Below are 23,793 nucleotides of genomic sequence, written 5' to 3' on the forward strand. Positions count from 1 at the left end.
ATTTACCAAACCAGATATCTCAGATAAACCTGTCCATTCAGCGTTTTAACCGGAAACTGCGAAGACTTTGAGATATTGGACAGAGGCAAAATGACGTTCAATCCCGCTTGAAAACGCCCCGGAGTAAGTGCAATCCCTGCTTTCAATGTGAATAGGTAGGGGTTGATGTAAGGCGATATTTCGGTTGATTTTTTCAGAGTCGTCAGTTGCCCGTCCAGGAGTTTTCCCTGCCAGTTTTGCGTTTGCGGCCTGAAAAGTGCTGAGGTGAAAATGGTGTAAGATGCACCCGCATTTAAAGCAAAAAATTGGGTGACGTGATATTGATATTGCGCACTGAAATTCATTCCTACTGCCTTGATGAATAGTGCGTTAGTATATGTTTTTATTGAGTCGGAATTGAGAGAATCTGCGATTTGGCGCACCAGTTTATTTCCTCCGAAATAGGATTGGTATGGCAAAAAACTGACTGTAATGCTGCTTTTCGACCAGTTCTTTGTTGCAAAAATACCAGGTATCAGCAGCCGCGCGACGCGTGGGATACTGTCAGCGCCGGTTGCAATGTAAGCTGTGGATTTCAGAGAAGAATTCAGCGCCCATTCCAAGCCCAAATGAAAAGATCTGTTCGTTTCACTCGTTTTACTTTCTGGTTGTTTTGCAAGATTTTGGATCACTACCCTTCTGCCCAGATCAGTTTCGATACCTCGAAAATGTACATTCAAAGGTTTCAGGCTGCGAACGTTGAATTGTTTTTCTGGATTAAGTGTCGGAGCTGTTTCCAAACTTTGTGAATCTTCACTGGATCCAAAGGTTTCATTTTCTTTTTTGATAGCGGGGATTAGCGGAATTTGTGGTGAGTTTTCTTTCCCCTGCCTTTTCGGCTTCGAGTTTTTCACTCGCGAACTGTTATTGCTGAACTTTTCGGATTTAGTGATCAAAGACTCAGCGTTTACTTTCAATCCGGTCACTTCTGATTCCCTACTCGCTGCGGTTGTGGATCCTGCCAGGCGCTTTTGGTATTCGCTTTCTGGTTTTGGATTTTCCGGGCTTTGGTTGAGTATGGGTTCTTTTTGTTCGGGGTTGTTCGGTATTGTTTTGTTTTGTTCTTGTTGTTCGGGGTTGTTCGGTATTGTGTTGTTTTCTTCGATTTTTTCCGGTACTGCTTTTAGTATTGGTTCCTTGCCGTTTTCAGTTTGTTCTGACTGCGTCAATACGGGTGCTGGTTTTGAAGTTGAGACAGGGGATTTTGATAGCTGATAGATCACAACGGCAGTAACTGATACCAGCGACAATGAGGTCAATATCAAGCCTTTAATTTTAACCAAACCTGAAAACCACTGTCCGGCGTCTCCGTTTACCGGCGTTCCGCCTGCGGCTGCGCCCAGCATATCACTCATTCCCGCCCACGCGTCATCGGCCGGTACTTCCGGTTCGGGAAGCGGGTCGCGGAAAAATTTGCTGATATGTTTTTCTGTCTTTTTCACACCTTAAAGTGATTTTTCAAAAATAGTCCTGAGCCTCACCCGACTTTCGCTCAAATGCCATTTAACAGTACCTTCACTGATACGCAGTGCTTCTGCAATTTCCCTGACTGAAAATCCATCCAGGTAAAACAACCCGCATATTCGTCTTGTAGCGACGGGCAGTTGCAGTAAATAAATGTGAATATCACCGGCTGCCAGCTGCTCAAATGGATTTTCGCCGGATTCGAAACCCATATAATCCGAAATTTCTTCGTAATAGAAAGTCTGCGTTTTGCGGTCTCTCAGCAGCGTCAATGCCGCATTTCTTACCGTTGTATACGTCCAGTTAAAAAATTCGCCTTTCGCAGGTTCGTATTGGTCGATATTTTGAAAAACCTTTAACATCCCGTTATTTATGGCGGTGAGAATGTCGTGCTTTTCCTCAAAGAAATTCCTGCAAAGCGCAAAAAGGACAGGATAAAACTGGCGGTACAATTTTTCCTGACTTTTGCGGTCCCTGCGACGGCAACCAGCCAATATTTTTGTGAGGTTCTCCAAGCTGAGGGATTAGAGTGGGCTGGCAACATGACATCGCCAGCCTGAATCTGTATGCAAATCGACTATATGGATTTGGTGGTGAATATCACACCGCTTTCGTAGGGCCAGTCAAATTCATACTTGTTACCAGTTTTCACAAAGGAGCCATAGTATGTTTCATTGTTGAACACAATCTGAAATTTTCCTTTAATTTTTTCGGCGACCGGATTCACGAGATATAATGTGACTTTGGGTTTATTTTCTCCCTTTTCACACATCAGGTCTGTCGCCACGCGCGCGAAATCAATGTCAAAATAGGGGTTCCCAAAGTTATCTCTGGGCCTTGCTGCCGCAACGAGCTTATTATTCTGGCAATTGTAGGTTCCGTCGGTAACCGCATTTAGTACCAGTATATTAGCAGAATCAGGAGATACACTCGGGGTTATCCGCATGATCTCATCTTTCCTGAAAGTCTGTTCGCCGGAGGGAATGGTATTAACTTCATCAGTTACCCAAACATCAATAAAAGCCGTATCCAGGCTCATACTATCGATGGCGTAAACTCGATAATTTCCAGCTTTTTGAAAGTGTATAATACTTTTTACGCCAAAATTGATCACCGTTTCGGCCGGTATTACGCGCCACATTACAAATTCACTTTTTGGATCTTTCAATGTGAAATTGATCCCTTCCTTTTGCTTGATGCCGGTTGTTTTGTCTGCAATAATTCTACCATCCGTGGTTGAATCTGTATCGACGCCTGTCCGGGCATTGGACAGAGCGGGAAGTACTTCATCCATTTTATTTCTTTCGCAGGCAACCAGCTGGAAGAACACCAACACAATGCATAATAAAATTAACTTTTCGGTCTTCATGACTTTCAGATTTAATGTTGAACAAAAAAGTGATCAGTGGCGCCCTGTCAATAAAATAAACTGCATAAGAGTACCCCAAGGTTGGGTAGAGGTTGGAAATTATTTTTTCCAGCTAATCAGCTCCGCGAACCGTAAAATAATTGGTTATCTGCACCAGCTTTATTGTCCGGCTTTTTATAATATATTTAGAGTTACACTCTCTTTTGTCTGCCATGCAGAAATGCTGCATTAGAACTTTAAAAGCACACTATGCTATTCAACAGTTTTGAATTTGCCCTGCTCGTTATCGCCTCTCTGGCTGTGTATTACCTTCCGGTAGCCCGGAAAATTCAGGTTCATTTGCTGATCATCGCGAGCCTGGTGTTTTACGGATATTCCAATCCAAAGCTGCTGGCGCTATTTCTGTCGTCAGTTGTGATCAATGTCACGACGAGTTATCTGGTCGTATATGCACGAGCGGATCGGCAGAAATTGTACGCGATCATTGGCGTTGTGGTCAATTTGCTCATACTGATCTTCTTCAAATACGGGTCTCTCGTTGGCGGACTTCTGTTCGACGTTAATCACGGAGCAGGCGCTTTTCTGGCCAATATCCCGCTGCCGATCGGTATTTCATTTTTTACATTTGAAGGGATCAGTCTCGTAGTGGATGCTTACAAAGGCAGGGATATTCCGCAGTACAGAAGCCTGGTGGCGCGTTCCATCACGAAGCACGCGCTCAACACCACTTTTTTCGTCGCATTCTTCCCTCACCTGATCGCCGGGCCGATCCTGAAAGCGCACGATTTTATCCCGCAGATCAGCGAAAAGCTGTTGAGTCGCATTGACTGGGAATACTGTTACAGAAAGCTGGTAACGGGTTATTTTCTAAAAATGGTTATTGCGGACCAGATTAGTCAGCACACTTTCTGGATCAGATATCCTTTCTTCGAAGCGCATTCTTCGCTGGTATTGATCACATTGCTGTTCGGGTTCTCTATGCAGATTTTCGCGGATTTTGCCGGGTATTCTTTGATCGCCCAGGGGATAGCAGGTTTATTTGGTTACAAACTGATGGAGAATTTCAATTTTCCATATATATCCACTTCTTTCTCTGAATTCTGGCGTCGCTGGCACATTTCGCTTTCATCGTTCCTGAAGGAATACCTCTATATCCCGCTGGGAGGAAACCGGAAGGGTGAATTTCGAACCTACTTCAATCTGTTCATTACGATGGTGCTGGGCGGCTTGTGGCATGGTGCGGCATGGAGTTATGCCGTTTGGGGTACTTTTCACGGACTCGCTCTGGTAGCAGAACGCTTGATTATACAAGCAACGTTTAAAGATAAGAAAGCCGGGATCGTGAGAAAATTGATTGGGGGCTGTATCGTTTTCTCACTGGTAACCTTAGCCTGGTTGCTATTCAAGTTGACAGATATTCAACATGTATATAAATATCTGGTTGCTATCATCAATAATCAAAGCAAGGACACTTCGTTTAAGATCATCGTTTATATCCTCATTTACTCTATACCGGTAGTGGTATATCACGGGATTTATTTGATTAAATCACATTACAGTAAAGCACACAGATTTGGCTGGGCAGAGCCGCTTGCGTTGGCCATTATGCTTTTTATGATAGTCACAAATACAGGAATCGGCGGCGATTTCATTTACTTCCAGTTTTAAATCAAAGCTATTCAGCACACATTTTAGACGATGATCAAATACTCCCTGCTCACTTTTTTGCTCCTGTTTATAGGGTACGAAATAATTGTCCGGTCAACCGATATTTACTGGACGATCGGCCAGAATCAGTGGCAATCCAATATCATGCGTGCAAACACCCTGATCTACGACGGCGGCCGGTACGACAATATCATGGTAGGCTCTTCGATCGCCAACAAGCTAAGTGCTAAAATTTCCAGAGACAGCCTTCCGGAAAGCTTCTATAATCTTTCCTTCGACGGCCAGTCGTCATTTGATGGCCTGCGCATTCTGGAAAACCTCAATTACAAGCCAAAGCGACTTTTTATAGAGATGAATATCATTTCAAGAGAAGAAGATAAAAATTTTACCGGCGCATTGTTTTCGCCCGTTTTATTTCCTGCAAAAAAATATTTCAAATCCCTGCGTGAAAACTACCAGCCGGTGGAAGTGATCGCGAGAATGAAAAACCGGCGCAAAATGCACCTTGATAGTCTGGCCAAAGAGCCGGTAGCAAAATTTGAACGTGACGAATCAACTTTCCAGCATTTTCTCAAAGTGCGCACGCAGGATAATAAACAATTACTGACGGCTGAGAAGGTCCGGACGCAAATTGGCAGGTTGAAGGAAATCGTCTCCCGTTTTCAGCAAAAAGGTGTACAGGTCGTGTTTTTCGAAGTACCGGTCGATCCCCTTGTTTGTGACCTGCCCCTTCCTGTGCAAATAAGGAGTGCGCTCGAAGAAAATTTCGAACCGATGGGTTGCAAATTTATCAGAATACCGGATTGCAGCGGATATTATACTTCCGACGTTACGCACCTCGAGCGCGGCAGTGTGTACAGGTATCTGCGTTATTTCAGAAATGAGCTCGACAGGCAGCATATCTGAAAAGGTATTGTCCGGGATAAATCCATGCTGGCACTATTTTGATATCTGCTATTAGAAAATCAACAAACTGAGATCATGGCAGAAAAAACATTGAAGGACGTCGCGGAGATCATGAAGGATCTCGATATATGCATGCTTACTACCACTACTTCCAACGGAATGCTAGCCTCCCGGCCAATGAGTAATAACGGGCAGGTGGAATACGACGGGAATTCTCATTTTTTTACATGGGAAAATTCAAGAATGGTTAGTGACATAGAAATGGATAACGGCGTAAATCTCAGTTTCCAGGGCAAAAAGGACATTTACATTTCCATAACAGGAAAAGCAGAAGTAACCCGCAGCCGCGAGAAAATGGAAGAGCATTGGGTGGAAGAACTCAACGCCTGGTTTGAGGACGGACTTGATACACAAGGTATTGCGATGATCACGGTCGAAGCGAAACAAATCAAGTATTGGCAGGGCGAGGAAGAAGGCGAGGTTAAGTTTTAAATAATTCAGTAAATAAGACGAAGCGGTGGTTTTTCTTTATATATGGAAAACCACCGCTTTATGTTTAGATCGATCCGTTTCCTGCCTGTGCTGCTAGTCGCATTAACCAGCGTGCATGCCCAGAACTATGACGAATCCAAAGTTCCTTCTTACACATTGCCCGAAGTCCTCAGGACAGTTTCAGGGAAAGAGATCAAGAACAAAAATCAATGGGAAAAGACCAGAAGGCCGGAAATCCTCGCGCTTTTTGAAAACAATATATACGGACAAATGCCGCGTGCAGTTGATAGCATCAGGCATTCTGTTGTAACGGAAGACGCGCAGGCGATGTCTGGAAATGCGACTTTGAAGGAGGTCGCTATTGACGTATTCAGGAACAAAAAGTCGGTACGGATTAATTTGACGCTGTTTATCCCTAATAAAAAAAGCGGCCCCGTTCCGGTATTCCTGTTGATCAACAATCGCCCCAAAAGTAATACAGATCCTACCAGACAAAAGAAAAGTGAATTCTGGCCCGCCGAAATGATGATTGACAGCGGTTACGTCGTTGCTGCATTCCATGTAAGCGACCTCGCTCCTGATGATAAGGATAATTATGTGAATGGCGTACTTCAAATGTATCCGGAGCAACTTTCGGCCGATAATGGCATGAAAGCAATAGGCGCCTGGGCCTGGGGCGCGAGCCGGGTGATGGATTATTTTGAAAAAGACCGTGCTATCAATGCCAGAAAAGTGATCGTCGTCGGGCACTCTCGGGGTGGGAAAGCTTCACTTTGGGCGGCTTCGCAAGATCAGCGGTTTGCGGCTTGTGTCACCAATTGTTCAGGCAATACTGGGGCTGCGCTGGCCCGCAGGCAATTTGGCGAGCGGATTACCAAGATCAACACAACGTTCCCTCACTGGTTTAGTAATAATTATAAAAAATTCAACGATAAGGAAAACGAGCTTCCCGTCGACCAGCACATGCTCATTGCATTGATCGCGCCGCGGCCGGTATACGCTACCAATGCTTCCAAAGACCTTTGGGCCGATCCGACGGGTACATATCTGGCATTGAAGCATGCAGAAAAGGTTTATGGTTTGTATGGTAAAAAGTCTGGCTTGCCCGCAACTCCGCCGGGTATCAACCAGTCGCTTCCGAAAGCGCCGATGGGATATCATAACCGGGAAGGCGAGCACGATATGACCAACTTTGACTGGGCCAATTTTATCGTTTTTGCAAAAAGCTTCTGATAGTATGAATAGTAGCCAAACTCCATCTTGCAGCTTTCGAGGCATCGCAGGCACAGAAATTTAGCCTGTTACTGCATCATTAACAGCTATAACCATGGATCAGGGAAAAAACCTATTATCAGACTCCGGGAAAGTCGGTTTATACGCGATCGCGGCATTGGGCTTGTTCACAGCCGCAAGGAAAATTTACCGGAATATCACCAAATACGATTTCGATAATAAAGTGGTGATCATTACCGGCGGAGCGAGGGGTTTGGGATTGATACTCGCGCGCCAGCTGGCCGACAAGGGAGCTAATCTGGTGATCTGTTCCAGAGACTCGGAGCAGCTGGATCAGGCGGAGCAGGAGCTCACTGCAAGCGGAGCGAAGATACTGGCACTCGCAGCCGACGTAAGTGTGCCTCAGGATGCGCAACGTATAGTAGAAGCAACTATAGGAGCATTTGGTAAAATTGATGTATTGATCAATAATGCAGGTGTGATGGTGGTGGGGCCGCAGGACGCCATGGAAATCAATGACTACAAAGAGGCGATGGATGTGAACCTTTGGGGTGCGTTATATATGATTAAAGCCGCGTTGCCGCATTTGAAACAGGCTGAGGGAAGGATCGCCAATATTTGCTCAATAGGAGGGAAGATCTCAGTACCGCATTTGCTGCCTTATAGTGTGAGTAAATTTGCGATGGTAGGGCTCTCAGAGGGGCTGCACGCAGAACTGAAAAAAGATAATGTACTGGTTACCACGGTTATTCCTAACCTGATGCAAACAGGTAGTCCGAGAAATGTATCGGTTAAAGGCGACCACGAAGCGGAATACGCCTGGTTCAAAACGATGGCTTCATCACCGCTATTTTCGCAAAAGGCCGAGAAGTCTGCCTCTCAGATCATTGAAGCTATTGAACATGGGGAAAATGAAATCATCCTGACATTATCGGCAAAACTGGTAGTTGCGTTACAAGGCGCAAATCCCGGCCTGGTATCAGCACTTTCGGCCGCCGCAAATAACTTCATGCCTAAAATGACGCCCGACGGATTCACAACCAAAAGTGGTTATGAATCAGAATCTGAAGTTTCCCAATCAGACATTAACTACCGCACAGAAGTGGCTTCTGTTGCCAACAATGAGATTTAAAAATCAATGATATGAGAAATGAAAAGTTGCCCGAGGACCAATCACTGGTTCTTTTTACGGATATCAACGGGATAGCCAGAGAAGGTGTTTACAAAAAAGGATCGAAAGCTTTTGTAGAGGCGCTTGGCGATGAAGGTCCGGAGGATACCGGGAATATTTACCCGGAAGAAGATATAGTTTCCTGGGAATATCTTGAGAAAAAAGATAAGCCCAATTCTGACATCATGGTGATCCTTTAACTACCGCAATACTGCGTCGCCATTTGCAGAAAATTGCTTCGTGGAGACACTAGTAGTGGCTGGCTGGAAATGCTGTCTGTAAAATTGCTTTTTGAAATCTTTATAGGCAGTTACGGCACCGATACTTTTCATAAACCGGATATAGTACCAGGCCAGATCGATCTGGTGCGGTTTGAAGCCACTTCTTGCGCTCCGTGGGTATAAATGGTGGTTATTGTGCCACTCGCCGGCTACTATACCAGGCCAGATCTGGTTGATAGAGTTGTCTTTTTTGTAAAAATCAACCCCTTCAACCTGCACCTTTTCGCCCTTTCCGTGCCCTTCGTAATTGAACGTGCGAACACCAACTGCCCAGAAACCCGCTGCCCCGAATATCGTGCAGGCCAGGGCGTGGCCGCCTATTAAATAGCATACGCCGTACCAGAATACCCAGTTGATCAGGGTGGAAACAATCGCAGTCCGCGGGTGAACGTAGGAGCCCCATTTCAGATATTGTGCATAAGTATTGCCTTTCACACCCGTGTGGCTCATCAACCGGCGAACCTTGTTGTATTCCGCCTCGGTAAGTTCTTTTGAAATCGGCTGGTGATTTACATCAGCCAGAAAGCAGTACAGGAAACCCGCCTGCGCATTATAAGGATCTCCCGGCTGGTCGGACTTGGCATGGTGGACGTGGTGAGAAATCGCATAAATTTCTTCCGGTACCATGGTAACTGTCAGGTTTTTGGTAAAAAAGCGCCAAAAGGAGTTACGAAAAGTATAAGCAGCGTGGGTACAATACCTGTGATGCCAGATCGTCCCGTGCGTTCCCATGATGATCATGCTGTACACGAATGCAACTGCGAGTAACGGCCAGGAAAAATATTTGAATAGGAACAGCGCCAGGAAGGGGATCATGATCAGGACTTTCATCCAGCCCATAAAAGGCAGCCAGTTTTTTCGGTCGGCAAACACATTAAGACGGGTAAAAAATTCCCTGAGAATCTCTCCGCTGCTTGGCTTTATTAAATTGCCATTATTGTCTTTCCATCCGTAGGAGGGTGTTTGAAGTACAATATCTAAAAATTGGGCACCTCCTGTTTTTGTCATTCTCCTCGATAAATACTTGTGTGATAGTTGCTTTTAAATATTCCGGGAGAGCTGATCAACCGTATAATAATTTGTAAAAGGTAGTGATTTTCAAGGTAAGCACAGCAAAAAAGCTGACAGGCATAAATTTTACGTGTAAAGTCAGGTCAGGTATATTAGCCGTAATTTTTATCCATAGACTTAATGAATCCTCACCATATAGTAGCCCTTGGTGCATCAGCCGGAGGACTTGATGAGTTAATTACTTTTTTTGAAAATACGCCGTTGGATGGTGTCGCTTACATTGTGGTCCAGCATCTTTCGGCTGATTATGAAAGCCGCCTGGCAGAAGTACTTTCCCGGCATAGCAAGCTGGCGATGGTCACCGCAGAGGAAGGTATGCGTGTGGGTGCAAATTTCGTTTATGTGATCCCGGGAGATAAGTTTATGAGCATTCAGGGGGGCTTACTTCATTTGAGTGGAAAAGAAAATCAGCGGGCGCCGCACCTGACAATCAATACATTTTTCAACTCTCTTGCTGCCGACTGTGGCCCCAAGGCGATCGGGATAATCCTGTCAGGAATGGGCTCGGACGGGAGCGACGGGATAAAAGCGATTAAAAAATCCGGGGGAATGGTCATTGCCCGAAACCCGGAGACGGCGGAATTCAACAGTATGCCCTACAATGCCGCAGCTACCGGTATGGTCGATTTTATTGTTGAACCCGAGGTGATGCCGAGCGTTGTAGAAGATTATGTTACGCGGGAAATAGAGCTATTGGCAGCCGGGATCTCCGATGGTGAAAATATGGCCAGCCTTTTAGAACTTATCAGCCAGCAGCTGCCCCTTGATTTTTCAGACTACAAACAAGCGACCATTCTCAGAAGAATTAAGAGAAGGGCTGCCTATAATAATTTTGACCGGCTTGAAAATTACCTGGAATTTGCCAGGAAAAGCCCGGGAGAAATCCAGACGCTCGCCCAGGACTTTCTGATCAGCGTTACTGATTTTTTCCGTGACCCGGAAGCCTTCGACTACCTGGAAGCGCGTGTGCTCCCTGCTATTATCAAAACTCTTATTCCGGGCCAGGAGCTCAGAATATGGGTAACCGGTTGCGCGACCGGCGAAGAAGCCTATTCAATGGCTATATTGGCTGCCGAGCTGCTGGGCGACGATCTGGAAGAACATCCGGTAAAAATCTTTGCAACCGATATCGACGCTGCCGCCCTGGCCCATGCAGGTAAGGGTGTATATTCGGAAACGGTTGTTTCACTGATCCCGAAGGCGCGCCTGCAAAAGTATTTCGTGCCGGAAGGAGACAACTACAGAGTGAGCGACGAACTACGCAAGATGGTCATTTTTTCAAGGCATGACCTGGTCAAAAACCCGCCTTTTTGCAATATGCATCTGATCAGTTGCCGAAACGTTTTGATCTATATGACAGCTGCATTGCAGCAAAAAATTTACCGTACCCTACTGTTTGGCCTCAAATCACAGGGTTATCTTTTTTTAGGTGTCAGCGAGAGTCCGCTGGCTATATTAAAAGGTCTGGAAGTGGTAAGTAAGAAAGCGAAGATTTTCAAAAAAGTTATTTCAGAACACGGTGTGGGCATTGACAGGTTTACCATCCCGGAACATACCTACTTCAAACCGACTGTTACCGGCCCGGCCAAACCGGAAATAACAAAATCACCGGACAGGACGCTCGACGGCGCCATTAACGAAACCCTTTACAGTCAGGAACAGCGGCTGCTGGTTTGTATCGACGAAAATAATAAGATAGTTAAATCCTACGGCCCCACCGGCCGGTTTCTGCTGCAGCATAATTTTTTCACAAATGACCTGACCGAACTCTTGCCGGGGGCTTTGAGTATTGCATTCAAAACAGCCTGCAACAAGATGAAACAGACCCAACAAACGGCGACCGTCAAAGGGGTCATGATCGAGCAGGCAGGACAGACAATCAATGTGGGCCTTTCTGTCAGTCCCATGATTTTCAAAGGCAGGCCCAATGGATTTTTGCTTGTTCAATTCAGTGAAGAGGAACAAGCCGGCTCCGCCGCTCAAAGCGTCATGGTTTACGACGAAAAGCTGTACCTGGATGATTATACCAGGACTTTGGAGCAAGAAAACAAAGACCTGAAAGAAGAACTGGCCTCAGCCAATGAAAAGCTTTTTTCACTAAACGAAAACATGCAGTCCTTCAACGAGGAGCTGCTATCGGCCAATGAAGAGCTGCAAAGCACGAATGAGGAAATGATGTCGGTCAATGAAGAATTGCATACGTTGAACTCAGACTATCTGCTAAAAAACAGGGAGCTTTCTGAGCTCAACGATGATCTGAACAATTATTTCAGGAGCAATACCAGTGGCCAGCTTTTTGTTGATTCCGACCTTCGGCTCATACGGTTTTCACCAGGGACGGTCCGGCACATCAATTTGCTGGAAACCGATATCGGCAGACCGATCACCAATATCTCGACCAACTTCAGGTTTGAAACGCTGTCCGAGGATATTGATAAAGTGCTTGAAGATGGACAGTCGGTGAGCAGGGAGGCGCAGGCCAATGACGGGAAATGGTACCAGGTGACGACTATGCCTTACATTCGCAGGCTGGGAAATAAAACGACAGGTGCTATTATTACTTTTAATGACATTACTAACCTGAAAGAAATCCAGCAAGAGCTTGAAAAGAGAAAGTAGCGATTGAGACTTCAGGGCAATTTTTTAGGTCGGATATCCAGGTTGTGAAAGACAAATACCCTTAACACATTATTACTGTTGAAATGATTGCCGGAAGGAAGCTGCTGGAACTGGTTCATGTAACCTACCTGCATATTCAAGCTTTTGGTAAACTGGTAGCCAAGACCGACGAAGAGGCGGTTTTGATCAAATATATTGTAAGTAATCTGCTTGCCTGCATTAATATGCACTTCATCGTTGAATGCAAAGAACAGCGTATTAGGCTCGATGAAATCCCTGTTCAGTGGCACCATTAAATTGATTAAATACCGGAAACGGAAGTTGAAATTGTAGCCGTCTTGCAACTTGTCGTTAACAATTTTCCGGTTAAAGCGTTCTTCCACCCTTATCCATTGCTGGGTTTGCAGTCTCTTTTGCCGGCTTGTCCAAAGTACTTGTTGCCAAAGCCTGTTTTCGGGCCGCACTGTATGCAAGCCAGGCGCGGGATAGCTTCGCGCATAAGCATAACCGGCTGTAAACCTGAGATGGTCATTCGCGTAATAGGTAATGCCCGGCCTGATGATCTGAGTAGACCAGCGTTCCAAAAAGTCAGTTCGGCGCGCATGCAAATCCAGCCAGATACCCCATTTATCTGAGATCCTGGTCTGGTTAAAATAGCCCAGCCACACGCTGCTGTGTTTATTGACCTGTTTCTGGCCAAGCGATGGAATTGAGACAATTACAAGCAGGAGTAAAGTGAGTTTCTTCATAAAAAACGGGCAAAAGTATATTTATAGGTAAGTTTTAATGCAAAAGCCCAGTATAGCCGCCGCTAAAATGACGTAAGGTTCTTGTAGTTTCTTAATGTAAATCAGTGCAAGGATGGTAATGATGGCAATGAGCGCAGATGCTACATCGACGATCGAGCGAGTAGCGATGACGAAAACGGAACCTACCAGCGCGCCTACGACAGCCGCTGTGATCCCGTCCACAAAGGCTTTAATGCTTGTATTTTTAGATATCTTCTTGAAATATGGCGCAGGCAAAACTGTAAAAACAAAGCAGGGGAGAAAAACGCCCAACGCGGCAACAGCCGCTCCCGCAAACCCGGAAACCAGAAAGCCGATAAAGCCAACTGTGATCACCACGGGCCCCGGCGTGATCATGGCGACAGCGACAGAATCCAGGAACTGCTGCTCATTGAGCCAGCCCATTTCACCAACAACTCCTGCCTGTAAAAACGGAATAATTGTAAGGCCACTGCCAAATACAAATGCGCCTGCCTCAGTGAAAAACAGCCCCAGTTTGACTAGCTCGCCGGGCTCATATTGCCAGAAGCCGGTTCCTACCAAGAGAACCACAGATAAAGAAGTATCTCTTCTTTGCAACCACTTTGGCGGCGCTTTCACGACCATATAAATGAAGCCGAGCAGGATAAACAGCAACACTTCTTCCCTCTGGGTGATGGCGGTTACAATGGCCATCGTCAAAAAGAAAATCCACAAAAGCCACCGGCTTTTGATCGCCTGCGGCTCAATTTTACTGATCGATTTCAGCGTTAGCTTGTAGCAGCTCAGTGAAATAATACCAATCACCGCAGCGCCCACGCCGTAGAAAACAGACTGCATCCAGGGAAGCCCACCGTATAGTTTGTAAGCCATACCCAGCAAAACGACCATTATAAAAGATGGCAGTACAAATGCAAGGCCGGTGAGCGTAGCACCCCAAACGCCATAATGCACATAACCCAGATAGATGCCGAGTTGTGCAGCCAGCGGGCCCGGTGCCAGCTGCGCAAGTGCCAGACCTTCCCTGTATTCATCCTCGGATATCCACTTTTTGTCTTCCACCAGATCGCGGTGCATGTAGCCGATTAGCGCCACCGGGCCTCCAAAGCCGAGTGTTCCGAGTTGAAGGAAATATTTGCCCAGATCAGATAATTGATAAACGGGCTTTGGGTATACCGTCTTTCTGCTTTCTTCCGTCACGTTGTTTGCTATTGAAATGCAATTCTAGCGCGGGCAACAACAAAATGATAGAACGAAAATGACGGATTTGTACAGGGATTACTTTTTGAGCAAATTTTTCCGGAATTCTGATGGATTTACGCCTGTATGCGCTTTGAATATTCGGTTGAAATGGCTTTGATCTGAGAAACCGGTCAGATAAGCAATTTCGGATAAGGTATGATCCGGATTTCCGAGCAGATCTACGGCTTTTTCGATCCGCAGTTTACGGATGTATTCACCAAAGGAAAGGTTACTGAAATATTTGGAAAACTCACGGGATACATAAGAAGGATGGATTTGCAGCCCCTCTGAGATTTCTTTCAGGCTTAAACTCAGGTTGGTATCAATCTGATCCTGTATGATTTCTTTGAGCTCTTTGGCCCATTTCGGTGTTTTGAGGTTCTCAGTTTTCTGTTTGTCCAGGTATGTATTGAAAACAGCGAGCAGTAGCTTTTCTGTGGGGCTTTGCGTGTGCTTTTGCTTTTGCAGATGTGCAGCCCAGCTGTAAAGCGCATCGTAGATCAGCATTCCTTTTTCAAGCAACTCCTGATCGTCGGTAATGTTGTAGGCGAGGCCGGCCGAAATCGCCCAAAGTCCTGACGACTGCGCAGCAAGTGAATGGTTATCCGTATCCGCGCCGCGTATGATAACCGCCATATCTTTTAATGCGGGATCTTCAATTTCATATCGTTCCAGAAAAAAATCGAATGTACACCGGTCTTCGTAATGTGTAAATTCCGTGTCGGGGATGTCAAAAGGTGTGGCTTCGAGCTCCGCTGCCCTGACTTTAACCTGGTTAAACGGGACGAAAAATATTTGTGCATCTGGATCAATGAACCTTATGATCAGCCAGGGGCAGGCGATCCGGTCAATCTTGGGTCGGTCACGTGTAATCCAGTTCATTAATTCAAATTGCGATATTCATTAGGCGTAACGCCAGTCTTTTGCTTAAAAAGTCTTGTAAAGTGTTGCTGATATTTAAATCCCAACTCATACGCGATCTCGCCTAGTGATGTATTTGCCTCAAAAATTTTCACTTTCGCTTCGTCGATCAACCTGGATTGAATAAAGTCCAAAGCCGTGTTTCCCGTTTCTTTTTTAATGAGATCCCCAAAATAATTCGGCGATAAATGCAGACTTTCCGCGCAGTAAGCCACGCTCGGCAGACCTAGTGTTTGTGCTTTTCCTGACTTGAAATAATCATTCAGCAGTTCTTCAAAACGTCCCAGAATATCCTTATTGACATTGACCCGCGTAATGAACTGCCTGTCGTAAAACCGCATGCAGTAATTGAGAAACAATTCGATATTAGAAACGATCAGCGTCTTACTGTGTTTGTCAATGTTCTGGTCTATTTCAACTTTTATTTTCTCGAAAGAATCAATGATTGTCTCCCTTTCTTTTTTGGATAAATGCAATGCTTCACTCACCTCGTACGAAAAAAAAGTGTACTCTTTGATCATTTTTCCCAGGTGTGTACCCGCGATCAGGTCGGGGTGGAAAATGAGCGCGTATCCTGACGGTTTCGTGGCAATTCCCTTACTATCAATACCATAAACCTGCCCGGGCGCTACAAAAACCAATGTGCCGTCTTCATAATCGTAAGGCTGGCAACCATAGGTCATATCGCCGCATTTGATATTTTTCAGGAACACGGCATATACACCCATATAGCGCCTGAAATGCTGCACGGAGGGTATTTCATTGAAATTAATCACACTTACCAGCGGGTGCAGCGTGTCGGTTCCGATCCAGTTATTGTACTGCTTTACCGAATCTATCCTTTCTACTTTTTCCATATCCCTGAGAATTAGGTTTCAAATATAGTGATGCGCTAACCGGTATATTCTTATAGCAGGTTGAATCCGTAAAAGTGGTTAATAAAACAGTGATCTGTATAAAAATGGAAACTGCCCTGGATCGACCTTTGCTATACAGATTAAGGACAAATATTTGATTATGAGAAATATACTTGGCATGTTGCTTTTTAGCACAACAATAAGCACCGCACAAACGATGATGGTACGGATCTCCGAAATCGAAATCCTGCCGGAATATCTGACCGAATATAATGCGATTTTGAAAGAGGAAGCCGCTGCTTCTGTCGAAAAAGAGAAGGGTGTGGTAGCCATTTTTCCAATGCGCATCAGGCAAGAGCCCACCCAGATCAGGATCGTGGAGATATATGCCGACAGCGCTGCGTATCAGGCGCATTTAAAGACCCCGCATTTTCAACATTACAAAACAACCACCCTGAAAATGGTGAAAGCGTTGAAGCTCATTGATATGGACGCGCTCGATCCAAAAACGATGTCGGCAATATTTACCAAAAGTAACTAGGAGATGAAAATGAAAAATCTGATAATCCTTCTAATGGGACTTTTTTTCGTAACAGGAAGTATAGCCTGCAAAACAGACGAGCCGGCAATTCCTGATGTGAATGTGGAGAACAATGATGAAAATACCCGCGATACGATGAGCAACCAGCTGAAAATCAAGATCGGTTCAAAAACGTTTAATGCAACTCTTTTTGATAATGCTACGGCGAGCGCTTTTAAAGCAAGACTGCCACTGACTATTTCCATGAGCGAGCTGAACGGAAATGAAAAGCTTTATAATTTCCCTACAAACCTGCCAACCAACGCATCAAATCCTAGAACGATAAATACGGGTGACTTAATGATTTACGGTTCAAATGTGCTTGTACTGTTCTACAAAAGCTTTGCAACATCGTATTCTTACACCAGACTGGGGCGAATAGCAGATACTTCCGGGCTCGAAGCGGCATTGGCAGCATCGGCTGCCGGTTCGGGAAATGTGACAGTGATATTTGAACTGGAGTAAAAAAAGAACTATGAACTATCAACCAACAGACGCAGATATTTTCGACCGAATGAAGGCTGGCGGGCCGATCCGGAAAGATGATCCGGAATATGGCAAGTTTAGCGAAGTGGTTTCCCGAACCATCAGGCTTTGTGTTGAAATGAACGCGGAAGTGAAAAGTCCGGATGATGTGCGCAGTAGGCTGGGGGAGATAATAGGAACTGAGATAGACCAATCTACCACCATATTCCCTCCGTTTCACACCAACTTCGGTCGGTCAATCCGGCTCGGTAAAAACGTTTTTATTAACCATGCCTGCTCATTTCTGGATATTGGCGGGATTATCATTGAAGATCATGTGCAGATCGGGCCGCGGGTGAACCTCACCTCCGAAACTCATCCGCTCGATCCCGCAGATCGGAAAACTCTGTTACTGGGCGCGATTATTGTTAAGAGAAATGCCTGGATCGGCGCTGGTGCTACGATCCTTCCCGGAGTTACGATTGGAGAGAATGCAGTGGTCGCCGCTGGCGCGGTAGTGAGCCGGGATGTGCCCCCAAATACTGTTGTGGCAGGAATTCCGGCCAAAGTTGTCAAGCAAATTCTGTAAGCAGGAAACCCCTGTTATTAAAAATATATCACCATGGACAAAAATAAATCTAACAAAAAGCCTGAAAAGGAAGATCATCAGGAGTCCAGGCGGGACTTTTTGAAAGCATCTTCTATTCTGACTGCGATTGCCGTCGCGCCTGCCACAGTCGCCAAAGCGGCGGAATATAATCTGGGAGAAAAGATCAGCGCGGCATTTGAAACCACTCCGGTGAACCTGACGATCAATGGTGCGAAAAAGCAGCTGGCCGTTGAGCCGCGCTCCACACTTCTGGACGTCTTGCGTGAACAGCTCAATTTAACAGGGACTAAAAAAGGATGTGATTACGGTCAATGCGGCGCGTGCACAGTGCATGTAAATGGGCAGCGTGTACTGTCGTGCCTGAGCCTTGTGGTAATGCAGGAAGGTAAAGAAGTTACTACTATCGAGGGAATTGCAAAAGGGGACGAGCTACACCCGATGCAAAAGGCTTTTATCAAACATGATGGTTTCCAGTGTGGTTACTGCACGCCGGGCCAGATCATGTCCGGGATTGCCTGTATTAATGAAGGACATGCAGAAACTAAGGAGGATATAAAGGAATTTATGAGCGGTAATATCTGCCGCTGCGGTGCATATCCCAACATTGTGAAGGCGATTCAGGAAGTTAAAAACGGGGGGCAAAAATCATGATACAGTTTCAATACGAACGCGCATCGACGGCGCAAGCCGCAGTAAATGCCCTGACCAATAATTCCAATGCAAAGATTATCGCCGGAGGTACGAACCTGGTCGATCTGATGAAACGGAATGTAATGGCTCCCAACAAACTGATTGACATCAACGCATTGCCGCTCAGGGAAATCCGGCAACAGGACGGCAAGATCAGCATTGGCGCAATGGCGCTCAACAGCCAGGTAGCGGATGATAAACTGATCATGGAAAAACACCCGCTGCTTTCACAGGCCTTGAATGCAGGCGCTTCGGCGCAGATCAGGAATATGGCAAGTGTGGGAGGTAATATCATGCAGCGCACGCGTTGCCACTATTTTTACGATACTGCATTGCCTTGTAACAAACGCGAGCCTGGTTCCGGCTGCGGCGCATTGGAAGGGATGAACCGGATGCACGCCGTTTTTGGAACGAGTGAACAATGCATTGCCGTGCACCCAAGCGATATGTGCATTGCTCTGGTCGCGCTGGATGCTACGGTATTGGTAGCGGGCCCGAAAGGGGAGAGGCGCATTCCGTTTGAAGAATTTCACCGGCTACCTGGCAACCAGCCGGAGAAGGATAATACGCTTCAAAACAATGAAATGATCCTTTCGGTAGAGATACCAGATAATGCATTCAGTAAGAACAGCCACTATATGAAGATCCGCGACCGCGCTTCCTATGCATTTGCACTGGTATCGGTGGCGGCGGCTTTAAATATCGACGGAAAGGTGATCAAGGAGGCGAGGCTGGCAATGGGCGGAGTTGCACACAAGCCCTGGCGCTTAAAAGAAGCTGAAAAAGCATTGGTCGGAAAACCTGCTACTGAGGAGACTTTCCGCCAGGCAGCCGAGATAGCTATGCAAGGTGCGAAGGCTTACAAGCACAATGCATTTAAATTAAAGCTAGGACCAAATGTGATTGTGGAAGCGCTGAAAAATGCCGCTGGCCTGGTATAGTCCCCAACCTGAACGACAAGAAATCATGAATGAAGCATTTTTCGATAAAAAAGAATATAAGCCGCTCGATCGGGTGGACGGCCGGTTGAAAGTGACGGGAGCAGCCAAATACTCCGCTGAATATCCGTTGCCGAATATGGCTTTCGCTGTACTGGTCGGCAGCCGGATCGCCAAAGGGACTATCAAAAGCATTGATTCCAAGGCAGCCGAGCGTGCGCCGGGTGTACTGGCTGTGATTTCGCATTTGAATGCGATTAAAGTGCCTGGTTACCAGCCGAAAGGCGAACACCCTTCCGAACCGTCTACAAATGGTCAGCCGCTACGGGTGTTTTTTGATAATAAAATCGTCTCTAACGATCAGCCGATCGTGGCCGTGGTCGCCACCAGTCTTGAAAAGGCACAGTTTGGTGCTTCGCTGGTTAAAATCCAGTACACCAAAGAGCAGCATAAGACAGATTTGGAGGCAAATGCCGGTGATGCAAAGCTGGCCGCTTCCGCAAAGAAGAACCCAAAATCGCCGACGGCAGATTATGAACGTGGCCAGAAGGATGCATTTGAAAGTGCCCCGGTGAAGTTTGAAGCGGAATACGTGCTGCCGACCGAGGTGCACAACCCGATGGAGCTGCAGTCGATCATTGCGCACTGGGAAGCGGACAATAAGCTGACGGTTTATGACAAAGTTCAGGGTACCAAAATGACCCAGAAAAACTTTGCCAAAGAATGGAATATCCCTGAGGAGAATGTAAAGTGCATTGCAACTTTTGTGGGAGGCGCATTTGGGAACGGACTGCATAACTGGCCGCACGAAACAGCCGCAATTATTGCTGCCAAACAGGTTAAACGGCCTGTGAAGCTGGTTTTGACCCGTGAGCAGATGTTTACTATGGTGGGATACCGTCCGCGTACCTGGCAAAAAATACAGGTAGGGGCAACTAAGGAGGGAAAGCTTGTGGCTATTAACCACCAATCGATAGGACAAACTTCGAGTTATGAAGAATTTACCGAATCGACCCTGATGCAGACCAGGATGATGTACGCGTCGCCAAGTGTAAGTACGCGCTACCGCATTCTGCCGCTTAACCTTGCTACACCTATCTGGATGCGCGGGCCGGGGGAAGCGACCGGGGCTTTTGCATTGGAATCAGCAATGGACGAAGTGGCGCACGCTATTGGAATGGACCCGATCGATTTCAGGCTGGCCAATTACACCGAATCTGATCCGGACAAGAATATGCCGTGGTCGACCAAATACATGCGGGAATGTTATGAAGAAGGTAAAAAACGCATTGGCTGGGAAAACCGCAAGCTGAAACCCGGTGAAGTGCGTGACGGAGAATGGCTTGTAGGTTACGGAATGGGAACCGGTACATTCGGAGCAAACCGGAACTCAGCTACTGTGCATGCGGAACTTGACAAAGAAGGTAACCTCGTAATGCATTGTGCGATCACCGACATTGGCCCAGGAACTGGAACAGCGATGGTGCAGATCGCGTCAAACACAACCGGAATCCCTACTGACAAAATAACCTTTCACCTCGGTAACTCCGAGTTTCCGAATGCCGGATTGCAGGGAGGTTCGTCAACCGTGAATAGCGTGGGGCCTGCGGTACTGGCGGCTTGCAACGCATTGAAAGAGCAGCTTATTACTATGGCCGCAGCGAAGGGAAATTCCGCTTTTACTTCCGCGAAGCCCGATGATTTAATGTTCGATAAAAGTGAATTACAGCTTGCAGGGAAGTCTGCGAAAACAACACTTGCCGATTTATTCAAACAAAATAACATTGAAAAAATAGAGACTACCAACGAATCCAAACCTGACGAAAACCGCAATAAATATTCAATGAATGCATTTTCCATGCACTTTGCAATGGTTCATGTGCATCCTTTCACCGGACAAGTGCGGGTCAAAAAAATCGTTTGCTGCGCGGATGCGGGAACAATCGTCAGCCCGAAAACGGCGGAAAGCCAGATGATCGGCGGGGCAACGGGCGGAATCGGTATGGCTTTGACGGAAGATGCTGTGATGGATCACCGATTTGGTCGCTACGTGACCAAAGATTTAGGCGATTACCACGTTCCGGTTCACGCAGACGTTCCTGATATTGATGTGTATTTTGTAAACAAACCCGATCTCCTGGCCGATCCGGTGGGTAGTAAGGGGCTCGGTGAGATTGCCATTATTGGTGTAGCTCCCGCGATTGCAAACGCAGTATTTAATGCCACCGGGAAGCGGGTGCGCGAACTGCCGATCACACCGGATAAGCTCATTTGAAGTTCCATGATATAATGACGAATCAAGTAAATGAAACAGACAGCACAAATACTTAGGATAAGACTAATACTGGCCCTGGTTACGACCCTGCTGGTATACGTAGAAGGTTTTTCACAAAAGAATATTAAGGTTGATGAGAATACTCAACAAGCTATTTTTCCAAAAGGTAAACAGGGACCTGCCGAGAATTTTACAGGAAAGGCATTTAACTATGGGCTGCTTGACAACGACTCGACCTACAATACAGTGATCGGAAATGTGCTTTTCGAGCCAGGTGCAAGGTCCAATTGGCATAAACACCCGGCTGGGCAGATTTTGATCATCACGGCCGGGGAAGGGTTTCATCAAATTAAAGGGAAACCGATTGAAAAAATGCGGAAAGGCGATGTAGTGAAATGTCCGCCGAATGTGGAGCACTGGCACGGAGCGACCCCGGACAGTAGCTTGCATCAGATGTATATTATCCCCAATACCGGAAAAGGGATCGTGGAATGGCTGCAACCTGTTACTGATAAAGAATACAACGCATTCAAATAGGCTACTTATCAGGGTATCTTGATGTCTGTAAGCTGCCCCTGGTTATAAATATAATTGAGCAGTGCCTTGGACCGGTCCCGCAGGATTTCAGCTTTGATCTCAAAAGACCTGGCATCAGTCAGGTTTTCACTTAATTCGCTTCGTGTCACGGCTTGCTCTAAAAACAGGATACCTTCTTCCATCGCGCGCATCGCTTGCCATAACTTCGTTTCAACTAAGTCGGTAATACCCGACCATAATGCGCCTTGGGAAAATGCATGCCCGGTATGGCACCGATAGCGGATTTTTGAACCTTCCTCGAAACCGGTCAATACCCCGCCACAGTCGGGGCAGGTCAAGTCCGTTTTTTCGCCCATCTTGTTGATACCTTTTAATAGGGCGTTCTTTTGCGCAGCGACTTCTATTTCAGCCTTAATCCTTTCTTTAAGTAAATTGTTTTCTATCTGAGTCAGCCCGACAGGCTGACCGACCAGCTGGTTAATAATAGGACCAATCTCTTTTAAAGGCATATTATAATCCGCATCCACATATTCAAGCGCATTGTTAGGCATATCGGGATGAAGAGCATCTTGCGGGCTTTGAACCATTGTAAGTCCGCCAAACTGAGCAACCGACCATAATCCGGAACTTCCGTCATTCAAATATCCGGTGAGTACCACCGCCATTACCCGGCTGCCGTACCAGTAAGCAGCGGACCGCATCAGCGCGTCAATCGATGGCCTGAAATTATTTTCCTTAGGTCCCTTCTTGATTAAAATACGACCATTTTCAATGATCATGTGATGGTCTGGGGGTGCTACATAAACGACGCCTTTCCTGATCTCTTCGCCATCCTGGGGTTGTAATGCGGGCAAGGGCCCGTGATTGGAAAGTATCTGCGGCAGGTAACTGACGTGATCCGCCGCCAGATGCTGGACAACAAACACGCTCGCCGCCAGGTCTTTATCAAATGATTTTACGAGTTCCTTCAATGCAATTACACCTCCGGCAGATGATCCGATAACGACAATGTCGCGAGCATGCATATTCATAATATTTTCTCTTAGTGATTATATTTATGCAAGTCGTACCTGAACGCAAAATGATCATTGTGTTGGAGCAGAATTACATCAGAAATGGTGTGTGTTATTATAATTATGCCACAGTTCCAATTATTAGGATGAACATATCTGTGCCCGAATTATTGGTTTATGCCCGCTGGCGTGTTATAAACTTAACTGTCCCATTGTTTCGAGATTGAGCGGCTTGGGGTAATAGCCCCTGACGAACGGACTCGCAGCGGCTTTCTGGATATCTCCCTGGTCTATCGAAGAAGAGAGAATATAGATTTTGAATCGCTGGTGGATTTTTTCATCCAGGTTCTCGAATGCTTCCAGAAATTCCCAACCGCTCATAGTAGGCATATTTACATCCAGAAAGAGCACATATTCACCCTCTTCAACGCTTTCTCCAAGGGTTTGAACCGTTTCAAGTGCTTTTTCGGGATTTGTAAAAAGCTTGATCTCTGCGTCAGGAGCAAATTTGAGGATGATATGGTTGCATACAAGGTTATTCAGTGGATCATCGTCTACAACTATAAATCGGCTTTGTGGTGTCAT

Annotated in this window: 24 protein-coding genes; 14 read left to right on the top strand and 10 right to left on the bottom strand. The window is 46.2% G+C overall.

Annotated elements, in window-relative coordinates; genetic code table 11:
* Positions 1-2: 2 nt before the first annotated feature.
* From KOD92_RS15690 to KOD92_RS15700, 3 genes are all read right to left on the bottom strand, one after another.
* Positions 3-1,481 carry a prolipoprotein diacylglyceryl transferase gene (locus KOD92_RS15690; protein ID WP_215234525.1) on the bottom strand — a complete coding sequence of 493 codons (1,479 nt, stop codon included), beginning with the start codon at positions 1,479-1,481 and terminating at the stop codon, positions 3-5.
* Positions 1,482-1,484: 3 nt separating this feature from the next.
* Complete coding sequence (locus KOD92_RS15695) at positions 1,485-2,018, bottom strand: RNA polymerase sigma factor (protein WP_215234526.1); 534 nt, start codon at positions 2,016-2,018, stop codon at positions 1,485-1,487.
* A 62-nt stretch (positions 2,019-2,080) separates the two neighbouring features.
* Positions 2,081-2,872 carry a hypothetical protein gene (locus tag KOD92_RS15700; protein WP_215234527.1) on the bottom strand — a complete coding sequence of 264 codons (792 nt, stop codon included), beginning with the start codon at positions 2,870-2,872 and terminating at the stop codon, positions 2,081-2,083.
* A 249-nt stretch (positions 2,873-3,121) separates the two neighbouring features.
* Here KOD92_RS15700 and KOD92_RS15705 point away from each other — a divergent pair, with 249 nt between their 5' ends.
* The 6 genes from KOD92_RS15705 (at position 3,122) to KOD92_RS15730 (ending at position 8,542) form a co-directional block, all read left to right on the top strand.
* Positions 3,122-4,540: an MBOAT family O-acyltransferase gene (locus KOD92_RS15705; RefSeq protein WP_215234528.1), complete on the top strand. Its 1,419-nt coding sequence runs from the start codon at positions 3,122-3,124 to the stop codon at positions 4,538-4,540.
* A gap of 30 nt (positions 4,541-4,570) precedes the next feature.
* Complete coding sequence (locus KOD92_RS15710) at positions 4,571-5,446, top strand: hypothetical protein (protein WP_215234529.1); 876 nt, start codon at positions 4,571-4,573, stop codon at positions 5,444-5,446.
* Between the two features lie 75 nt (positions 5,447-5,521).
* Positions 5,522-5,938: a pyridoxamine 5'-phosphate oxidase family protein gene (locus KOD92_RS15715; protein ID WP_215234530.1), complete on the top strand. Its 417-nt coding sequence runs from the start codon at positions 5,522-5,524 to the stop codon at positions 5,936-5,938.
* Between the two features lie 60 nt (positions 5,939-5,998).
* Positions 5,999-7,171: an alpha/beta hydrolase gene (locus KOD92_RS15720; RefSeq protein WP_229254696.1), complete on the top strand. Its 1,173-nt coding sequence runs from the start codon at positions 5,999-6,001 to the stop codon at positions 7,169-7,171.
* 94 nt (positions 7,172-7,265) lie between these two features.
* Positions 7,266-8,303: an SDR family NAD(P)-dependent oxidoreductase gene (locus tag KOD92_RS15725; RefSeq protein ID WP_215234532.1), complete on the top strand. Its 1,038-nt coding sequence runs from the start codon at positions 7,266-7,268 to the stop codon at positions 8,301-8,303.
* Positions 8,304-8,314: 11 nt separating this feature from the next.
* A complete protein-coding gene (locus KOD92_RS15730; RefSeq protein WP_215234533.1) occupies positions 8,315-8,542 on the top strand; it encodes a hypothetical protein in 228 nt (75 codons plus the stop codon).
* Here KOD92_RS15730 and KOD92_RS15735 read toward each other — a convergent pair whose 3' ends face one another.
* Positions 8,543-9,631 (bottom strand): fatty acid desaturase, encoded by a 1,089-nt coding sequence (locus KOD92_RS15735; protein WP_215234534.1) that lies wholly within the window; start codon positions 9,629-9,631, stop codon positions 8,543-8,545.
* 183 nt (positions 9,632-9,814) lie between these two features.
* Here KOD92_RS15735 and KOD92_RS15740 point away from each other — a divergent pair, with 183 nt between their 5' ends.
* Positions 9,815-12,313, top strand: coding sequence for a CheR family methyltransferase (locus tag KOD92_RS15740; RefSeq protein ID WP_229254697.1), 2,499 nt, complete (start codon positions 9,815-9,817; stop codon positions 12,311-12,313).
* A gap of 11 nt (positions 12,314-12,324) precedes the next feature.
* Here the strand turns inward: KOD92_RS15740 and KOD92_RS15745 are convergent, their stop codons facing one another.
* The 4 genes from KOD92_RS15745 to KOD92_RS15760 all read right to left on the bottom strand — a co-directional run bounded on the left by KOD92_RS15745 (position 12,325) and on the right by KOD92_RS15760 (position 16,100).
* The gene (locus KOD92_RS15745; RefSeq protein WP_215234535.1) at positions 12,325-13,062 is read right to left on the bottom strand and encodes a DUF2490 domain-containing protein; all 738 of its coding nucleotides are present in this window, start codon (positions 13,060-13,062) and stop codon (positions 12,325-12,327) included.
* A gap of 21 nt (positions 13,063-13,083) precedes the next feature.
* On the bottom strand, positions 13,084-14,280 hold the full coding sequence (locus KOD92_RS15750) for a chromate transporter (RefSeq protein WP_215234536.1): 1,197 nt from the start codon (positions 14,278-14,280) through the stop codon (positions 13,084-13,086).
* A 78-nt stretch (positions 14,281-14,358) separates the two neighbouring features.
* Positions 14,359-15,204, bottom strand: a complete 846-nt coding sequence (locus KOD92_RS15755) for a chromate resistance protein ChrB domain-containing protein (RefSeq protein WP_215234537.1) — start codon at positions 15,202-15,204, stop codon at positions 14,359-14,361.
* Positions 15,204-16,100: a helix-turn-helix domain-containing protein gene (locus KOD92_RS15760; protein WP_215234538.1), complete on the bottom strand. Its 897-nt coding sequence runs from the start codon at positions 16,098-16,100 to the stop codon at positions 15,204-15,206. The genes KOD92_RS15755 and KOD92_RS15760 overlap by 1 nt, the downstream gene beginning before the upstream one ends.
* 160 nt (positions 16,101-16,260) lie before the next feature.
* Here KOD92_RS15760 and KOD92_RS15765 point away from each other — a divergent pair, with 160 nt between their 5' ends.
* From KOD92_RS15765 to KOD92_RS15795, 7 genes are read left to right on the top strand one after another with little or no spacing between them, the layout of a single operon-like run.
* On the top strand, positions 16,261-16,641 hold the full coding sequence (locus KOD92_RS15765) for a putative quinol monooxygenase (protein ID WP_215234539.1): 381 nt from the start codon (positions 16,261-16,263) through the stop codon (positions 16,639-16,641).
* Positions 16,642-16,650: 9 nt separating this feature from the next.
* Positions 16,651-17,145: a cyclophilin-like fold protein gene (locus KOD92_RS15770; protein WP_215234540.1), complete on the top strand. Its 495-nt coding sequence runs from the start codon at positions 16,651-16,653 to the stop codon at positions 17,143-17,145.
* A gap of 10 nt (positions 17,146-17,155) precedes the next feature.
* Positions 17,156-17,734, top strand: a complete 579-nt coding sequence (locus KOD92_RS15775) for a DapH/DapD/GlmU-related protein (RefSeq protein WP_215234541.1) — start codon at positions 17,156-17,158, stop codon at positions 17,732-17,734.
* A gap of 33 nt (positions 17,735-17,767) precedes the next feature.
* Entirely contained in the window at positions 17,768-18,406 is a 639-nt protein-coding gene (locus tag KOD92_RS15780) for a (2Fe-2S)-binding protein (protein ID WP_215234542.1), read from the top strand.
* Complete coding sequence (locus KOD92_RS15785; protein ID WP_215234543.1) at positions 18,403-19,386, top strand: FAD binding domain-containing protein; 984 nt, start codon at positions 18,403-18,405, stop codon at positions 19,384-19,386. The genes KOD92_RS15780 and KOD92_RS15785 overlap by 4 nt, the downstream gene beginning before the upstream one ends.
* Positions 19,387-19,411: 25 nt before the next feature.
* A complete protein-coding gene (locus KOD92_RS15790) occupies positions 19,412-21,658 on the top strand; it encodes a xanthine dehydrogenase family protein molybdopterin-binding subunit (RefSeq protein WP_215234544.1) in 2,247 nt (748 codons plus the stop codon).
* Positions 21,659-21,688: 30 nt separating this feature from the next.
* Positions 21,689-22,195, top strand: coding sequence for a cupin domain-containing protein (locus KOD92_RS15795; RefSeq protein WP_215234545.1), 507 nt, complete (start codon positions 21,689-21,691; stop codon positions 22,193-22,195).
* Between the two features lie 8 nt (positions 22,196-22,203).
* On the opposite strand, the gene KOD92_RS15800 is transcribed toward KOD92_RS15795, so the two are convergent.
* Together KOD92_RS15800 and KOD92_RS15805 are read right to left on the bottom strand one after the other, a co-directional pair.
* Positions 22,204-23,226 (bottom strand): chemotaxis protein CheB, encoded by a 1,023-nt coding sequence (locus KOD92_RS15800; protein WP_229254698.1) that lies wholly within the window; start codon positions 23,224-23,226, stop codon positions 22,204-22,206.
* 174 nt (positions 23,227-23,400) lie between these two features.
* Positions 23,401-23,793: a response regulator gene (locus KOD92_RS15805; protein ID WP_215234546.1), complete on the bottom strand. Its 393-nt coding sequence runs from the start codon at positions 23,791-23,793 to the stop codon at positions 23,401-23,403.

Origin of the sequence: Dyadobacter linearis (genome assembly GCF_907165045.1) — a bacterium.
Taxonomy (GTDB): Bacteria; Bacteroidota; Bacteroidia; order Cytophagales; family Spirosomataceae; genus Dyadobacter; species Dyadobacter linearis.